This is a genomic window from Caulobacter segnis ATCC 21756 (genome assembly GCF_000092285.1).
GTDB classification, from domain to species: Bacteria; Pseudomonadota; Alphaproteobacteria; order Caulobacterales; family Caulobacteraceae; genus Caulobacter; species Caulobacter segnis.
Map to the genome: position 1 here is coordinate 2,390,173 of NC_014100.1, position 16,173 is coordinate 2,406,345.

13 protein-coding genes and 1 pseudogene are annotated in these 16,173 nt (G+C 68.5%); 9 read left to right on the forward strand and 5 right to left on the reverse strand.

The window, feature by feature from the left end:
- Positions 1 to 73 precede the first annotated feature (73 nt).
- Together CSEG_RS10955 and trpE are read left to right on the forward strand one after the other, a co-directional pair.
- On the forward strand, positions 74 to 2,035 hold the full coding sequence (locus CSEG_RS10955) for a peptidylprolyl isomerase (protein WP_013079300.1): 1,962 nt from the start codon (positions 74 to 76) through the stop codon (positions 2,033 to 2,035).
- Complete coding sequence (gene trpE, locus CSEG_RS10960) at positions 2,035 to 3,570, forward strand: anthranilate synthase component I (protein WP_013079301.1); 1,536 nt, start codon at positions 2,035 to 2,037, stop codon at positions 3,568 to 3,570. Before CSEG_RS10955 ends, trpE begins: the two co-directional genes overlap by 1 nt.
- Positions 3,571 to 3,585: 15 nt before the next feature.
- Here the strand turns inward: trpE and CSEG_RS22870 are convergent, their stop codons facing one another.
- Complete coding sequence (locus CSEG_RS22870) at positions 3,586 to 3,795, reverse strand: hypothetical protein (RefSeq protein WP_041538587.1); 210 nt, start codon at positions 3,793 to 3,795, stop codon at positions 3,586 to 3,588.
- A gap of 115 nt (positions 3,796 to 3,910) precedes the next feature.
- Here CSEG_RS22870 and CSEG_RS10970 point away from each other — a divergent pair, with 115 nt between their 5' ends.
- The 5 genes from CSEG_RS10970 (at position 3,911) to lexA (ending at position 8,133) form a co-directional block, all read left to right on the forward strand.
- Positions 3,911 to 4,507, forward strand: coding sequence for an anthranilate synthase component II (locus tag CSEG_RS10970; RefSeq protein ID WP_013079303.1), 597 nt, complete (start codon positions 3,911 to 3,913; stop codon positions 4,505 to 4,507).
- A gap of 10 nt (positions 4,508 to 4,517) precedes the next feature.
- The gene (gene trpD / locus CSEG_RS10975; protein WP_013079304.1) at positions 4,518 to 5,543 is read left to right on the forward strand and encodes an anthranilate phosphoribosyltransferase; all 1,026 of its coding nucleotides are present in this window, start codon (positions 4,518 to 4,520) and stop codon (positions 5,541 to 5,543) included.
- On the forward strand, positions 5,540 to 6,328 hold the full coding sequence (gene trpC, locus CSEG_RS10980) for an indole-3-glycerol phosphate synthase TrpC (protein ID WP_013079305.1): 789 nt from the start codon (positions 5,540 to 5,542) through the stop codon (positions 6,326 to 6,328). The genes trpD and trpC overlap by 4 nt, the downstream gene beginning before the upstream one ends.
- 71 nt (positions 6,329 to 6,399) lie before the next feature.
- Positions 6,400 to 7,263 carry a class I SAM-dependent methyltransferase gene (locus tag CSEG_RS10985; RefSeq protein WP_013079306.1) on the forward strand — a complete coding sequence of 288 codons (864 nt, stop codon included), beginning with the start codon at positions 6,400 to 6,402 and terminating at the stop codon, positions 7,261 to 7,263.
- 171 nt (positions 7,264 to 7,434) lie between these two features.
- Positions 7,435 to 8,133, forward strand: coding sequence for a transcriptional repressor LexA (lexA, locus tag CSEG_RS10990; RefSeq protein WP_013079307.1), 699 nt, complete (start codon positions 7,435 to 7,437; stop codon positions 8,131 to 8,133).
- A gap of 86 nt (positions 8,134 to 8,219) precedes the next feature.
- Here lexA and CSEG_RS10995 read toward each other — a convergent pair whose 3' ends face one another.
- Positions 8,220 to 8,975, reverse strand: coding sequence for an isocitrate lyase/PEP mutase family protein (locus CSEG_RS10995; protein WP_013079308.1), 756 nt, complete (start codon positions 8,973 to 8,975; stop codon positions 8,220 to 8,222).
- Positions 8,976 to 9,011: 36 nt separating this feature from the next.
- Positions 9,012 to 11,158, reverse strand: a pseudogene (locus CSEG_RS11000) (ComEC/Rec2 family competence protein).
- 184 nt (positions 11,159 to 11,342) lie between these two features.
- On the opposite strand from CSEG_RS11000, the gene gltX reads away from it, so the two are divergent.
- Positions 11,343 to 12,770, forward strand: coding sequence for a glutamate--tRNA ligase (gene gltX, locus CSEG_RS11005; protein ID WP_013079310.1), 1,428 nt, complete (start codon positions 11,343 to 11,345; stop codon positions 12,768 to 12,770).
- Positions 12,771 to 12,837: 67 nt separating this feature from the next.
- On the forward strand, positions 12,838 to 14,118 hold the full coding sequence (gene gltA / locus CSEG_RS11010; RefSeq protein ID WP_013079311.1) for a citrate synthase: 1,281 nt from the start codon (positions 12,838 to 12,840) through the stop codon (positions 14,116 to 14,118).
- 53 nt (positions 14,119 to 14,171) lie between these two features.
- Here gltA and CSEG_RS11015 read toward each other — a convergent pair whose 3' ends face one another.
- Together CSEG_RS11015 and fliK are read right to left on the reverse strand one after the other, a co-directional pair.
- Entirely contained in the window at positions 14,172 to 14,435 is a 264-nt protein-coding gene (locus CSEG_RS11015; protein ID WP_013079312.1) for an EscU/YscU/HrcU family type III secretion system export apparatus switch protein, read from the reverse strand.
- Positions 14,432 to 16,159 (reverse strand): flagellar hook-length control protein FliK, encoded by a 1,728-nt coding sequence (gene fliK / locus CSEG_RS11020; protein WP_013079313.1) that lies wholly within the window; start codon positions 16,157 to 16,159, stop codon positions 14,432 to 14,434. Before fliK ends, CSEG_RS11015 begins: the two co-directional genes overlap by 4 nt.
- Positions 16,160 to 16,173 lie beyond the last annotated feature (14 nt).

The window sequence follows — 16,173 nt, forward strand, 5'->3', positions numbered from 1 at the left end:
GCTCTACTATACCCGCTGCTCTCGACCGCCTTGCTCGTTGCTTCGGCGGTCTGACTGGAAGGTTCTCACCCTCATGCTCGCCGGTTTCCGCTCCTTCGCCAAATCGCCGTTTGCGGTGCTGCTGTTTGGCCTGCTGATCGTCAGCTTCGCCATCTTCGGCATCAGCGACGTCTTCAAGGGTCCTCGCGGCTCGGGCGTGATCGACGCCGGCTCGCGCGAAATGTCCGCGCAGGATTTCAAGCTGCGCTTCGACAACTACCGCAAGGAGATCGAGCGCCGGAACGGCGAGCCTATGACGCCCGACCAGGCCGTCGAGCGCGGCGTGGACAAGCAGATCGTGCAGGAGCTGGCGCTTCAGGAATCGATCGCCGCCGCCATCGCCAAGATGGGTGTCGTTCCCTCCGACAAGCTGATCGCCAAGACCGTCCACGAGCAGATGAGCTCGTTGCCGCCCGGCCAGCGTCCGTTCGATCCGATCACCGGCAAGTTCGATTCCAAGCTCTACGCCGCGCTTCTGGCCCAGAACAATCTCACGCCGCAGGCCTACGAGGCCTCGCTGCGCGACGAGATCGCCCAAGCCCACTTCTTCTCGGCGGTCGCCGACGGCCTGAAGGCGCCGCGCATCTACGCCGCCCTGCAGGCCGCCTACGGCCTCGAGGCCCGCGATGTGGCCGCCTTCGCCGTCAACCCGGCCTCCGTCGAGAAGCCCGCGCCGCCGACCGACGCGCAACTGATGGCCTTCATGAAGGAGAACGCCGATCGCCTGACGCGTCCCGAGACGCGCGTCCTGTCGATCATGCGCGTCAGCGCCAAGGCTCTTGAGCCGACCGTCACCCTCAACCCCGCCGAGGTCCAGAAGGCCTTCGACTTCCGCAAGGACAGCCTGGCCAAGCCGGAAACCCGTTCGCTGATCCAGATCGTCGCGCCGGACGCCAAGACGGCCGCCACGATCTCGCAACGTCTGGCCAGGGGTGAAGACCCCGCCACGGTCGCCAAGGCCTATGGCAAGTCGCCGGTCGCTCTGATCGACAAGCCCAAGTCCGCCCTTCCTGACCGCAAGGTCGCCGACGCCGCCTTCAGCCTGGCCGTCGGTCAGGTCAGCGGCCCGATCAACGGCGAGCTGGGCGTTTCGGTCGTCAAGGTGACGAAGGTGACGCCGGGCGTCGTCGCCACGCTGGACAGCGTTCGCCCGGAAATCGAAGCCGAGGTCCGCGCCCAAACCGCCCAGAGCAAGGCCTACGACCAGACCCAAGCCTACCAGGACGCTCATGACGCGGGCGCCGACCTGGTCGCCGCCGCCAGCAAGGCCGGCGCCATGGTCGTCACGACCGCGCCGATCACCGCTCAGGGCGCCGACCAGATGGGCCAACCGGCGGCCGGCCTGACCCCCGAGATGATCAAGACCGCGTTCGGCCTGCCCCAGGGCGGCGAAAGCGACCTGATCGAGCTGGGCAAGGGCGAATACTACGCCGTCAAGGTCGAGAAGGTGGTCCCGGCCGCCATGCCTCCTCTGGCCGAGATCAAGCCCCAACTGACCGCCGTCTGGATGGGCCAGGAAATGGGCAAGCGTCTCAAGGCCAAGGCCGACGCCCTGGCCGCCCGCGTCAAGAAAGGCGAGTCGCTGGAAGCCGTCGCCGCCTCGGCTCAGTCGAACGTCCAGCGTGTCCCGGGCCTCTCGCGCCAGAACGCCCAGCAGCACATGGGCCTGGGCCCGGCCTTCCTGGGAGCGGCGTTCGACGCCAAGCCGAACGAGGTGTTCACCGCCCGCGCCGGCCAGCAGGGCGAGGCCTATGTCGTCGCCAAGCTGGAAGCCGTCCACGCCGCGCCGACCAATGACGTGGCCCGCTACGCCGTGCTCGCTCAGGCTCAGGCCGCGAACGGCCTGATGCGCGACCTCGGCGAAGCCTCGCGCGCCGCCGCCAAGGCTCAGCTGAAGACCAAGACCAACCTGACCCTGGCTCGCCAGGCCATCGGCGTGGACACCGACGCCCTGGCCAAGGCCGAGGCCGCCAAGTCTGGAAAGAAAGCCGACTAATGAGTCTGGAACCCGCCTTCGACGCCTTTTCGGAAGCCTATGATTCCGGGCGGCAGCAGGTTGTCTGGACACGTCTGATCGACGATCTGGAGACGCCGGTATCGGCCTATCTGAAGATCGCCCAGACGCGGCCCTACAGCTTCCTGTTCGAAAGCGTCGAGGGCGGCGCCTGGCGCGGTCGCTACTCGATCGTGACCATGAACCCGGACCTCGTCTGGCGCTGCCGCGGCGACCAGGCCGAGATCGCCGAGGGCGACGACATCGCCGCCGGCCGCTACACGCCGCAAGCGGGCGGCGCGCTGGACAGCCTACGTGACCTGGTGGCGCGCTCGCGCATGGAGCTGCCCAAGGGCCTGCCGCCCATGGCGGCCGGCGTGTTTGGGGCCCTCGGCTATGACCTTGTGCGCCTCGTCGAGCGACTGCCCGACATCAACGAAGACACGCTGGGTCTGCCGGACGGGATCATGACCCGGCCGCAGATCGTCGCGATCTTCGACGCCATCGCTCAGGAGATCATCCTGACGACGGCGGTGCGGCCCAAGGCCGGCGTCTCGGCCAAGGCGGCCTACGAGGCCGCCCGTTCGCGGATCGAGACCGTGATGGCGGACCTGCACCGCCCTCTGGCCCACGACGCGCCGCGCGCGCCCCGTGGTCCGATGGAGTTCACGACGCCGGTCAGCCGCGCCGACTATCACCAGGTCGTGGCCAAGGCGAAGGACTACATCGCCGCCGGCGACATCTTCCAGGTCGTGGCCAGCCACCGCTTCCGCGCGCCCTTCGACCTGCCGCCGTTCGCGCTCTATCGCTCGCTGCGCCGGACCAATCCGTCGCCGTTCCTGTTCTTCCTGAACCTGGACGGTTTCCATCTCGTGGGCTCCAGCCCCGAGATCCTGGTCCGTTTGCGCGACGGCAAGATCACCATCCGCCCGATCGCCGGCACGCGTCCGCGCGGCGCGACGCCCGAGCAGGACGCGGCGCTGGAAGCCGAGCTGCTGGCCGACCCCAAGGAACGCGCCGAGCACCTGATGCTGCTGGACCTTGGCCGCAACGACGTGGGTCGCGTGGCGATGCTGAACCGCGCCGGACGCAACGCCCCGGCTGAGCGTCCGAAAGGCCCGAACGTCCGCGTGACCGAGAGCTTCAAGATCGAGCGCTACAGCCACGTCATGCACATCGTCTCGAACGTCGAGGGCACCGCGCCCGAAGGCGTCGATCCGGTGGACGTGCTGATGGCCGCCCTGCCCGCCGGCACGCTCTCGGGCGCGCCCAAGGTCCGGGCCATGGAGATCATCGACGAGCTGGAAGTCGAAAAACGCGGCATCGGCTACGCCGGCGCCGTCGGCTACTTCGGCGCGGACGGCTCGGTCGACACCTGCATCGTGCTGCGCACGGCGCTGGTCAAGGATGGCATGATGTACGTGCAGGCCGGCGGCGGCATCGTCGCCGACAGCGATCCGGACGGCGAATACGACGAGACCCTGCACAAGTCGCGCGCCCTCAAGCGCGCGGCCGAGGAAGCCTGGCGATTCAGCTGAGCCTTAGGGCTGCCTCTAGGGACCGCCCAGTCGATCCTCGGGAAGGTGCTGAGTGACCGTCGGCGGCGCCAGCACCATCACCGTGGCGAAGCTGATCGCGCAGAACGCGGCGAAGGCCGCGGCGGCCAGGACCGGTCCCAACTTCTGGACGCGCGTCTTGGGCCGCAGCAATGCGCGGACATAGGCGACGGCGACAGCGTCCAAGGCGGAATCACGCGGGTCCATCCCCATATGATGCTCCAGACCGCGTCCGCTGTAACCGCAACTGAAAGCCGCAGGCGAAATTGGCGCTACACATTGCACCCGCTCAGGCTAGAACCGCACTTCGAAAGGCGGCGTCATGATCCTCGTCATCGATAACTACGACAGCTTCACCTACAACCTCGTCCACTATCTGAACGAGCTGGGCGCGGAGACCGAGGTGTTCCGCAACGACGCCCTGACGGTGCAGGAGGCTCTGGGCCTCAAACCCGCCGCCGTCCTTCTGTCGCCAGGCCCCAAGGCGCCGGATCAGGCGGGCATATGCCTGCCGCTACTGCGCGCCGCGCCGGAAGACCTGCCGATCCTGGGCGTCTGCCTCGGCCACCAGGCCATCGGCCAGGCCTATGGCGGCGAGGTGATCCGCGCCAAGCAGGTCATGCACGGCAAGGTCAGCAAGGTCCGCCACAACGACAAGGGCATCTTCAAGGGCCTGCCCAACCCGTTCACCGCCACCCGCTACCACAGCCTGGCCGTCCGCAAGGAAGACCTGCCGCCGGAGCTGGAAGTCACCGCCTGGACTGACGACGGCGAGATCATGGGCGTGCAGCACAAGACCCGGCCCGTGTTCGGCGTCCAATTCCACCCGGAGTCCATCGCCACCGAGGGCGGCCACCAGATGCTGGCCAACTTCATGGATCTGGCCGGCGTCAAGCGCGACGCGGCGGTCTGGGTCTAGGTCCGCCTCTATGTCCGACGCTTTCAAGCCTTTGCTGGCCAAGCTGGCCGACGGCCAGACCCTGGGCGACGAGGACGCCGAGGTGTTCTTCGCCGCCTGCCTGCGGGGCGAGCCGACCCCGGCCCAGGTCGCCGCCGCCGTGACCGCCATGCGCCTGCGCGGCGAGACCGTGGGCGAGATCGCCGCCTGCGCCCGCGCCATGCGCCGCGCCGCCGTGCACCTCGAGCACCCGTACGAGGTCATCGACGTCTGCGGCACCGGCGGCGACGGCCTCCACACCCTCAACATCTCGACCGCCGTGGGCTTCGTCGCTGCTGGCGGGGGCCTGAAGGTCGCCAAGCACGGCAACCGCGCCATCACCTCCAAGTCCGGCACCGCCGACGTGCTAACGGCCCTGGGCGTCAATATCGACGCCACGCGGGAGCAGCAGCGCCGGGCATTGGACGAGGCCGGAATCTGCTTCCTGTTCGCCCAGGCTCACCACGGCGCCATGCGCCACGTCTCGCCGATCCGCCAGGAGCTGGGCTTCCGGACGATCTTCAACCTGCTGGGCCCGCTGACCAATCCGGCCGGCGCCAAGCGGCAGGTGGTGGGCGTCTCCGCGCCCCGCTTCGTCGAGCCGATCGCCAAGGCGCTGGGCGCCCTGGGGGCCGAGCGCGCCTGGTCGGTGCACGGATCGGGCCTGGACGAGCTGACCACCACCGGCGAGACTGAGGTCGCCGAGTGGCGCGACGGGCGCATGCGTCTCTTCACGATCACGCCGGAGGCCGTCGGCCTGCCGCGCGCGGCGCTGTCGGACATCACCGGCGGCGATCCCGCCTTCAACGCCGCCGCCCTGACCCGCCTGTTCGAGGGCGAGAAGGGTCCCTACCGCGACATCGTGCTGCTGAACGCCGCCGCCGCCTTCCTGGTCGCCGACAAGGTCGAGACCCTGGTCGAGGGCATCGAACTGGCCGCCGACGTCATCGACGAGGGCCGCGCCCGCGCCGCCCTGGACGGCCTGGTGGCCGCCACCAATACGGAAATGCCCGCGTGACCGACATCCTGGCCAAGATCGCCGCCTACAAGCGCGAGGACGTCGCCGCCCGCAAGGCCGTCCGCTCGCAAGCCGATGTCGACGCCGCCGCCAAGGCCGCCTCGCCGACGCGTGGCTTCAAGGCGGCCCTGGAGACCAGGCACGCGCCCGGCAAGCTGTCACTGATCGCCGAGATCAAGAAGGCCTCGCCGTCCAAGGGCCTGATCCGTGAGGATTTCGATCCGCCGGTCCTGGCCAAGGCCTACGAGGCCGGCGGCGCGGCCTGCCTGTCGGTCCTGACGGATGGTCCCAGCTTCCAGGGGGCGGACGAATATCTGGTGGCCGCCCGCGCGGCGACCACCCTGCCCTGCATCCGCAAGGACTTCCTGGTCGATCCTTGGCAAGTGGCTGAAAGCCGCGCCCTCGGCGCCGACGCGATCCTGGTGATCCTGGCCATGATCGACGACGTCCTGGCGGCCGAGCTGATGTCCGAGGCCAAGCGCCTGGGCATGGACGCCCTGGTCGAGGTGCACGACGAGGCCGAGATGGCCCGCGCCGGCGCGCTGGGCTCGGATCTGGTCGGGATCAACAACCGCGACCTGAAGAGCTTCGTCGTCGACCTCGCCGTCACCGAACGGCTGTCGGCGCAGGCCCCGAAGGGCGCCCTCCTGGTCACCGAGAGCGGCGTCTTCACCCACGACGACGCGGTGCGGATGGAGGCGGCCGGCGCCAAGGCCATGCTGGTCGGCGAGAGCCTGATGCGGCACGCCGACGTTACGGCCGCCACCAAGACACTAATCGGCTGACCATCCGGCGATGGTTGGCCCAGGACCACAGGCTCTCTAGGGTCTGGTCGCCTCGAACGAAGAGGAATCGGATGCAGGCTTTCCTGACCGCGCTACGCAACGCCACCCCCGCGCCCTTGCGACCGGCGCTCGGCCGCCTACGTCGCGCCCTGGCGCCGCCGCGCGTCTCCGCAGCGCCCGCCGAGCTCCCTGAGCCTGCTGACGTCGACGCCGTGACCGCGCCCCAGGAGCTTTGGCACCTGGTGGGCGCGGCCGACGCGGACTTCGTGCGCGTGGGCCAGGAGTTCAAGCGCCTGTTCATCGAGGCCGGCCTGCAGCCCCACCACGCCATCCTCGACGTCGGCTGCGGCATTGGCCGCGCCGCCGCGCCGCTGGTCAACTATCTGGATGAAAACGGCCGATACGCCGGCTTCGACGTGATGGCCGAGGCGATCGACTGGTGCAAAGCCAATATCGCCGTCGGCGACCCACGATTCGACTTCGCGCACGCCGATATGCGCAGCGATCGCTACAATCCGGCCGGATCGCAACCCGCCAGCGCCTATGTCTTCCCCTATCCGGACGCCAGCTTCGATTACGTCTGGCTGGGCTCGGTGTTCACTCACCTGCTGGCGGCCGATCAGGCCCAGTTCGCGCGCGAGATCGCCCGGGTGCTCAAGCCGGGCGGGATCAGCATCGTCTCCTGGTATCTGATCGACGAGGAGGCCCGCGCCAACACCGGCAACGGCCAGATCGCCTTCGACTTTGTCCATCCGCTGGATGGTTGCTGGACCGCCACCCCGGACCTGCCGGAAGCCGTGATCGGATACGACCTCGAACCGGTCCTGGCGCAATACGACGCCCTGGGACTTGAGGTGCTCAATCCGGCGCTGGGCGTCTGGCGGCGACAGCCCCTGCAGGACCAGGACATCGTCATCGCGCGCAAACGCGCCTGAAGGCTTTCGTTAAGCTTTTGATTCTTGGCGACATTTACCTATATCTCCGCCCTAGCCTTTGATTTTGCTGATGTTTTTACCCGCGAGAGGCGCAGACTTGACTTTAACCCGGAACGCCTAGAGAACATTCGAAAGGTTTGCGGTTTGTTCCGCGCTCCATTCGAGGTCGAGATGCTCACCCGCAAGCAGCACGAATTGCTGATGTTCATCCACGAGCGGATCAAGGAGACGGGCGTCTCCCCGTCGTTCGACGAGATGAAGGAGGCCCTGGACCTGGCTTCCAAGTCCGGGATCCACCGGCTGATCACGGCCCTGGAGGAGCGTGGCTTCATCCGTCGTCTGGCCCATCGGGCCCGGGCGCTCGAAGTGGTGAAGCTGCCGCAGCAGGCCACGACCGCCGCCCCGCCGAAGGGGCGCGGCGCGTTCCGTCCGCAGGTGTTCGAAGGCGGCGGGACCCCGCCTCCGGCCGCGACGGCGCCCGCCAACGACAGCCGCGAACTGCCGATCCTGGGCCGCATCGCCGCCGGCACGCCGATCGACGCCATCCAGCATGAACGCGAGCGCCTGCCGGTGCCGGAAGCCATGTTGGGCGGCGGCGAGCACTATGTTCTCGAGGTGCAGGGGGACTCGATGATCGAGGCCGGCATCCTCGACGGCGACTACGTCATCATCAAGAAGGGCGACACCGCCACGTCGGGCGAGATCGTCGTCGCCCTGGTCGGCGAGGAAGCCACTCTCAAGCGCCTGCGCAAGAAGGGCGGCTCGATCGCTCTGGAAGCCGCCAACCCCAAGTACGAGACCCGCATCTTTGGCCCCGACCAGGTCGAGGTCCAGGGCAAGCTGGTGGGCCTGATCCGCCGCTATCACTGAGATCCAACGCCGCGAAGGGAAACAATCTCCGAAAATTGGCCCCGACCTCAGGCGAGGATCGGGGCCTTTTCGTATCGGGGCTGGCGCTACAACCGCCCCTCCTCCGCCAAGCGCTTCGTCGCGGCGTCGAAACCCTTCCAGGCGGCGGCGGCCAGCGCGCCGCCCGTGCTGACCCGGCGCGCGCCCAAGGCGGCTGCGCTCGCGACCGTCATTTCGGGCCCCCAAAGCAGGACATTGACCGGCTTGGGCGCGACGGCCTGGACAACGGCCTTGATCTCTTCCGGATCGGTGACCGCCGGCGCGTAGAGGCAGTCGGCGCCGGCCTCGGCATAGGCTTTCAGGCGTTCCAGAATCTGGCCGAGATCGCGCACGCCGCGCAGGTAGCCCTCCGCGCGGCCAACCAGGACAACGTCCTCGCCCGAGGCGTCGATCGCGCGCCGCGCCGCCCTCAGCCGCTCCACGGCCGTGGGAAGGTCATAAAGGGTCGAGCCGGACCAATCCTCGATCGAGAGGCCCGCGACGCCGGCGTCGATCGCCAGGGCCACATTCTCCGCCACGCCTTCAGGCGTATCGGAAAAGCCGTTCTCGAAATCGGCGTTCACCGGCAGGTCGGTCGCCGCGCAGAGCGCGCGCAGGTGGTCGATGACCTCGTCCCGCGTAAGTTGCCCGTCATCCTTGCCCATGGACCACGCCGCGCCAGCGCTGGTCGAGGCCAGGGCCTTGAAACCCAGCTTCTCCAGCCGGCGCGCGCTGCCGGCGTCCCAGGGATTGGGAAGCGCAAAGCAACCCTCGGCGTGCAGCGCGCGGAACGCCGCGCGGCGAGCGGAGAAGGGATTGGACATGGCGACGTCTCCAGACATGAACGCTTTCCCTGACGCCTAGCGCTGGCCGACGTCATCCGGTGTCAGCAGGCGACTCCAAGGACGCTCGCCGCGCAAGGGCTGGGCCCAGACGATCCGCCAGCCATCCCCGCGATGGTAGAGCTCGGCGGCGCCGCCTTGGGAGAAATCCTCAGCTGTCAGCAGGACGGTGTCCTCGCACAGAGGCGGCGTGCGGACGGGCGCCGGCCCGCGGATCACCACGACCTCGCTGTTGACACATAGGCCCGACAAGGTCTCCGCGTCGGGCGTCCCGCGGCTCCAAGCCAGCGACAGTCGCACCGGCGCGCCCAGGGCCGGCGTGCAGATCCGCTTGTCGCAGGCGTAGAGGCTCCAGGTCGCAGGGGTCAGGCCCCGCCGCCGCGCCCACAGTTCCGCTCCGAACCGCTTGGCGTCCGTCCGCAGCAGCACGGCGGCGTCGCCCGATCGCACGGCGGCCGTTGCCCCGTCGGCGGCGATCCAGGCGTCCGGCGGCACGGGTCTAGGCCAAAGCGCGACGGCAAGGGCCATGGGCGCGCCGATCCAGCGCAGCCGACCCTTCCAGAGGCAAAGGATCATCAGCCCCAGAAAGGCGATGACCAGCACCTGCGGCGGCGCGCTCGCAACGATCCTCTGTGCGCCATGGGCGTCGGCGAAGCCGTTGGCGACATCGACCATCGCGTCCACGCCCCAGCCCGCCACGGCCAGGAACGGCCCGCCGAGGCCGAAAGGCTCCAGCAGCGTGCCAATCGCCAGGAAGGGCATGATCACGAACGAGGACAGCGGTGCGACCGCCAGGTTGGCCGGAAGCCCCCATACCGCGACCCGATTGAAGTGCTGCATGGCGAACGGCGCGGTGGCCAGGCCCGCGACGAGGCTGGCGGCGACGCTGGCGGCGAGCCACGTGATCCCCGCCTGCGGCCAGCGAATCCACCAGGGCGTGGAGATCTCCTTGACCGGGCGCGGCCAGCCCTCGGCCAAAGCCACCAAGGCCGCGGTGGCGGCGAACGACATCTGGAAGCCCGGCTCGCCCGCCGTCTCGGGCTTCAAGGCCAGGATCAGCAGCGCGGCGATCGCCAGACCGTGCAGCGTGATGGCGCGCCGATCGAACAGGATGGCCAGGAAGGCGACGCTGGCCGTGATCGCGGCCCGCTCGGCTGGCGGCGGGGCGCCGGAGATCACCAGATAGCCCAGGACGGCGACGAGCCCCGCGCCGGCGGCGATCTTCTTGCCCGGCGCGCGCAACGCCAGCCACGGCCAGGCGGCGACGCCCAGGCGCACGGCGCCGAACACGAAGCCGCCGACGATCGCCATGTGCAGGCCGGAAATCGACAGGATATGCGCCAGGCCCGAGGCCCGCATGGCGTCGGTCTGCTCTTGGGTGATCCAGGCCTCATGCCCCGTCACCATCGCCGCGCCAATGCCACCGCTGGTGGGTCCCATGCGATCGAGGATCCGCTGCGCCAGACTCCAGCGGAAGGCGTTGACCGCCATCGCCAGGCGCAGCCGAAGCGGTGGCGGGTCCAGGCTCGCCGGCTCCATCTCGCCAATCACGAAGCCGACGCCCCCGATCGAATCGAACCAGGCGTCTCGGGCGAAGTCGTAGGATCCGGGCGCGGCCGGCGGCGGCGGCGGCCCGAGCATGGCCTTGAGACGGATCGCCTGGCCCGGCGCCGGCGTATCGCTCTCGCCGATCGTGACTCGGATCCGCCTTGGCGTTCGCTCCGCCGACAACCCTGAGATCGTGGCTGGCGCGATCAGCAGGCGAGGCCCGCCCGCGCCAGGACTGACCACATCGACGACGAAGCCGTCCACGCGGCGCACCACGCGCTCGCCGGCCATGATCGGCGCGGCGACGCGGTCGCTGCGGATCTTGGCGGCGAAGGCGCCCGCCGCGCCGAACGCCGCCAGACTGGCCAAGGCGACGAGAAGCGCCGAAGCGGCCCGGCGCCGGAGCCCCCACCACACGACTGTCAGCGCCAAGACCGTGACGCCCAGCCCCCACCAGGACGGCTCTCTTCCGGCGTCCAGATAGGCGGCCGCCCCTAACCCAAAGGCGACCGGCGTCCAGAGAAAAACCCTGGTCTCGTTGGCGCGCAACTCCGCCAAGCCGAGCGCCGCCAGGGCGCCGAGGGAGAGCCGCCTGACCGCGACGGACTTAGGGATATCGATAACTTCCGCCCCTAACACGCGGAAACCACGAGATTTTTGACAGCTTGGCCAACTTCGCCGCAGCATGTGAAAGCGCTAGGCCTCGTGCGAACCGCCATGCTAAGACGCCCCGCCCAAGCCGCGTCGCGGCTCGCGTTTTTCGACGCCGCTTCGGCGTCCAGCCTTGCAGCCTTGAAGTCCATGTCGAACCCCTCATCCACCGGCCCCAATCCCACGGGCGTCGTCACGCGCTTCGCCCCCTCGCCCACCGGCTTCCTGCATATCGGCGGCGCCCGCACGGCGCTGTTCAACTGGTTATATGCACGCCATACGGGAGGGAAGTTCCTAATTCGCGTCGAGGACACCGATCGCGAGCGCTCGACCGAGGCCGCCGTGGCCGCGATCTTCGAGGGCCTGGATTGGTTGGGCCTGAAGTCCGACGATGAGGTGATCTTCCAGCACACCCGCGCCCCGCGTCACGTCGAGGTCGTGCACGCGCTGCTGGCCAAGGGTCGCGCCTATCGCTGCTGGATGACGGTCGAGGAACTGGAAGTCGCCCGCGAAAAGGCCCGCGCTGAGGGCAAGGCGATCCGCTCGCCCTGGCGCGACGCGCCCGAGGGCGACCTGTCGATCCCACATGTGATCCGCTTCAAGGGTCCGCTGGACGGCGAGACCCTGGTCGATGACATGGTCAAGGGTCCGGTGACGTTCCGCAACATCGAGCTGGACGACCTCGTGCTGCTGCGCGCCGACGGCGCCCCGACCTACAACCTCGCCGTCGTCGTGGACGACCACGACATGGGCGTCACCCACGTCATCCGCGGCGACGACCACCTGAACAACGCCGCGCGTCAGTCCCTGATCTATCAGGCGATGGACTGGGCCGTGCCGGCCTTCGCCCACATTCCGCTGATCCACGGTCCGGACGGCGCCAAGCTCTCCAAGCGTCACGGCGCCCAAGCGGTCGGCGAGTTCGCCGACCTCGGCTACATCCCCGAGGGCATGCGCAACTACCTGGCGCGCCTGGGTTGGGGCCACGGCGATGACGAGGTCTTCAACGACGAACAGGCGATCAGCTGGTTCGACGTGGCCGACGTGGTCAAGGCGCCCGCGCGCCTGGACTGGGCCAAGCTGAATCACATCAACGCCCAGCACCTGCGCAAGGCTGAGGATGGGCGTCTGACCGAGCTTGCCCTGGCGGCCGCCCAGAAGCGCGACGAACCCCTCCCCGCCGACGCCCGCGAGCGCATCGCCCGCACGGTTCCGGAAGTGAAGGAAGGCGCCAAGACCATCCTGGAGCTGGTGGATCACTGTGCGTTCGCACTGAAGACGCGCCCGCTCGCCTTGGACGAAAAGACGCAGAAGCAACTGACCGACGAAACCGTCGAGCGGCTCAAGCGCTTGCGTGAACAGCTGGCCGCCGCGCCGGCGTTCGACGCCCCCACGCTGGAGACCGTGTTGAAATCATTCGCGGAATCGGAAGGCGTGGGCTTCGGTAAGTTCGGTCCCGCCCTGCGCGGAATCCTGACCGGCGGCGCGCCGGCTCCGGATCTGAACAAGACGATGGCCGCGCTCTCCCGAGAAGAGAGCTTGGGGCGACTTGACGACGCCCTGGCGCCGCGCGCATGAGGCGCTATAACGCACCCGCGAAAACGAAAGTTGGACTGCTCGTTCCAATTTATGAAGGGGTCTAAGTATGACCGATAAAGCCACGCTGACGATCGGCGACAAGAGCTACGACCTGCCGATCCTCAAGGGCAGCACGGGTCCGGACGTTCTCGACATCCGGAAAGTCTACGCTGAAAGCGACCACTTCACCTTCGATCCGGGCTTCACCTCGACGGCCTCTTGCGAGAGCAAGATCACCTATATCGACGGCGACGCCGGCGTTTTGCTGCACCGCGGCTACCCGATCGACCAGCTGGCCGAAAAGTCGACCTTCCTCGAGGTCTGCCACCTTCTGCTGAACGGCGAACTGCCCACGGCCGACGAGTTCGCCAAGTTCGAGCACAACATCACCTACCACACGATGCTGCACGCGCAGTTCGACCGCTTCTTCGAGGGCTTCCGCCGCGACGCCCACCCGATGGCGGTGATGACCGGCGCCGTCGGCGCCCTGTCGGCCTTCTACGCCGACAGCATCAATGTCGACGACGCCCGTGAGCGCGAAATCAGCGCCCACCGCCTGATCGCCAAAATGCCGACGATCGCCGCCCGCGCCTACAAGTACACGATCGGCCAGCCGTTCGTGTCGCCGCGCAACGACCTGTCCTACTCGGAAAACTTCCTGCGCATGTGCTTCGCCGTGCCGGCCGAGGATTGGAAGCCGAACCCGGTGCTGACCCGCGCCATGGACCGGATCTTCATCCTGCACGCCGACCACGAGCAGAACGCCTCGACCTCGACCGTCCGCCTGGCCGGTTCGTCGGGCGCGCACCCGTTCGCCTGCATCGCCGCCGGCATCGCCTGCCTGTGGGGCCCGTCGCACGGCGGCGCCAACCAGGAAGCCCTCGAGATGCTGGAGACCATCGGTTCGGTCGACAACATCAAGGACTACGTCCAGGGCGTGAAGGATCGTAAGTACAAGCTGATGGGCTTCGGCCACCGCGTGTACAAGAACTTCGATCCGCGCGCGAAGGTCATGCAGAAGACCGCGCACGAAGTGCTGGCGGAACTGGGCCACAACAACGACCCGCTGCTGCAGGTCGCCCAGGAGCTGGAAAAGGTCGCCCTGAACGACCCGTATTTCGTCGATCGCAAGCTGTACCCGAACATCGACTTCTATTCGGGCATCACCCTGCGCGCGATGGGCTTCCCGACCAACATGTTCACCGTGTTGTTCGCCCTGGCCCGCACCGTCGGCTGGATCAGCCAATGGAAGGAGATGTTCGAGGATCCGACCCGCAAGATCGGTCGTCCGCGTCAGCTCTACACCGGCGCCACCCAGCGCGACTACATCCCGGTCGAAAAGCGCTAAGCGCTTTATTGCGGACCCAGGATCAGGCCCCGCTTCGGCGGGGCCTTTTTCGTTCAGGGCTGGAGCAGGAAGCCCAGAACCTCGGCGACGGCGCGATAGAGGGCGTCAGGGATTTCCTCGTCGATCTCGATCGTCGAGAGGGCCTGCGCGAGCACAGGGTCTTCCTCGATCGGCACGCCATGCTCGCGCGCCGTCTCAATGATCTTCTCGCCAACCCAACCCTGTCCCGAGGCGAGCACCCTCGGCGCGCTGGCGTCGTCATGCAGCAGCGCGACCGCGATCCGCGGACGCGGCGCAGGCCCGAAGATCCCGCTCACGAGGCCTGGTCCACGAAGTGGCCAAGCGCGCTGGCGTCTTTCACCGGCGGAGGTCCAGAGTGGATAGAAACCTCCGGGTTCAGCTCAGCCTGCCGTAGCGCCGCGCCCAGGCCCTCCTCGCCCGCGCGCAGGCGGGCGATGGTTTCGGCCCGCTCGGCCCAAAGCGACACCCGCGTCCGGCTCCCCGTCAGGGTCACCAGCGCGTGCACCGGCCCCAGAGGTTCGACGTCGATCGAGAACCGCGCGCGGTAGGTCCGCTCGACCGGCCCGACCAGGGAGCCGCCCGCGCCGCCGCCGTCCCGCGTGATCTCGAACTGCGCCACGGCGACGCCTTGCGGGGTCACGAAAGGCACATCGAGGTTCAGGCGGGCGGGCTGCGGACGGGCCTCGCCCGTCTCCGGGTCATGGTGGACTTCTTGGAGCGAGGCGATCTGCATCAGGTCTTGCCGCGCCAGGGCCGCGCTGGCGCCTTTCAAGAGACGGCGGACGATCTCCTCCGGCGCGGCTAGGACCGGCAAATGCGAGGGCATGGGCCGCTGTCCCGCCATGGGACCGTCGGCGAACGGGGGCGGCGGCGCGCTCGGCTTTCCCGGATCGGCGACCACGGCGCCGTAGCCTCGGGCGGCGATCGGGGCTGGCGGCCGCCTCTCCTCATGCGAGAGCGATACTTCGGCGAACTCCAGAAGCCCCAGCATCGGCGAGACGGGCTGACTGGCTCGCGCCAGAGGCGGTGATCTCGAGGGCGCAAGGAAGGCGGCGAAGCGGGGCTCGACAGCATCGTCCTCGACCACCGATGGCTGATCGGTGACGGGCCTCGCCACTTGAACGTCCTCCTCGGCTTGCGTTGGCGATAAGGACTTCGAAGAGCCGGACGGGGGCTGGGTCTGCTCACTCGCCTCGAGGGGCGTCTCAAGCGCCGTCGTGAGCGCGGATGTCTTCGCCCCCTCCTCAGTGTCCTGAGAGTCTGAATGCGGCGAAATCACCGAAGTTGGCGTTTGGGCCTCGGCGTCTTGCACGGCGTCGTCGGCCTCTGGCGGCGGACCGAGCAGTCTTTCTGCAGGCTCGGGCTCCTTGACTTGCTCGACGGGCGTCGCGCGGACGAGCCAGTCGCTCAGCTTACCCTTGAAGACCAGCAGGACCGCCTTCAGATCGGTCGCGGGAAACGCTGGCGCGGCGGCGCCTTCCGTCGAGCTGGTCTTGGCCAGCCGGGCCTCCAGGAAGACGCCGGACTGCTCCACCGCCTTCTTGAGCCCTCGAGCCGTCGCTATTTCGAAGGCGCGCGGCAACCGCGCCAGCAGGTCCTCGCCGGCGCCCCGCACTTCCGGTGGCGTATCAGGGCGCTCCAGCACCGCGCGCACATCCGCCATCAGCGGCGCGAGCCCCGCCTGACGCGGAACCGCCTCGGTGGCCGCCAGCCGCACCGCGCGCAGCAGCCGGCTCTCCTGAGGGGGCGACCGCGGAGCCGCAGCGCTGGATCCGCCGCCAGACGACGATGATACCGCTGGGCGCCCGGCGTCTTGGGTGGAGGATTTGTCGGCCTGCTCGACACCCTGCCGAGGTGTTGGCGCATCGGGTCCCGGCCGTCCGGCCAGTTCCCCCATCTTGCCGGCGGTGTTCGCCAGGGCGGCGCGCGCCATGGCCTGGAGAACGACAGAATGCGGTTGGCTCCCGGGCGGCGCGGCGGGAGGGATCGGTGTCACGGGCGCGGTCGGGTCTATGGCCACGACGACGGCTCCAC

Excerpts from the sequence above, each read along its gene's own strand:
- CSEG_RS10955 (WP_013079300.1), top strand. The coding sequence starts at position 74 with ATGCTCGCCGGTTTCCGCTCCTTCGCCAAATCGCCGTTTGCGGTGCTG.
- trpE (WP_013079301.1), top strand. The coding sequence starts at position 2,035 with ATGAGTCTGGAACCCGCCTTCGACGCCTTTTCGGAAGCCTATGATTCC.
- CSEG_RS22870 (WP_041538587.1), bottom strand. The coding sequence starts at position 3,795 with ATGGACCCGCGTGATTCCGCCTTGGACGCTGTCGCCGTCGCCTATGTC.
- CSEG_RS10970 (WP_013079303.1), top strand. The coding sequence starts at position 3,911 with ATGATCCTCGTCATCGATAACTACGACAGCTTCACCTACAACCTCGTC.
- trpD (WP_013079304.1), top strand. The coding sequence starts at position 4,518 with ATGTCCGACGCTTTCAAGCCTTTGCTGGCCAAGCTGGCCGACGGCCAG.
- CSEG_RS10985 (WP_013079306.1), top strand. The coding sequence starts at position 6,400 with ATGCAGGCTTTCCTGACCGCGCTACGCAACGCCACCCCCGCGCCCTTG.
- lexA (WP_013079307.1), top strand. The coding sequence starts at position 7,435 with ATGCTCACCCGCAAGCAGCACGAATTGCTGATGTTCATCCACGAGCGG.
- CSEG_RS10995 (WP_013079308.1), bottom strand. The coding sequence starts at position 8,975 with ATGTCCAATCCCTTCTCCGCTCGCCGCGCGGCGTTCCGCGCGCTGCAC.
- gltX (WP_013079310.1), top strand. The coding sequence starts at position 11,343 with ATGTCGAACCCCTCATCCACCGGCCCCAATCCCACGGGCGTCGTCACG.
- gltA (WP_013079311.1), top strand. The coding sequence starts at position 12,838 with ATGACCGATAAAGCCACGCTGACGATCGGCGACAAGAGCTACGACCTG.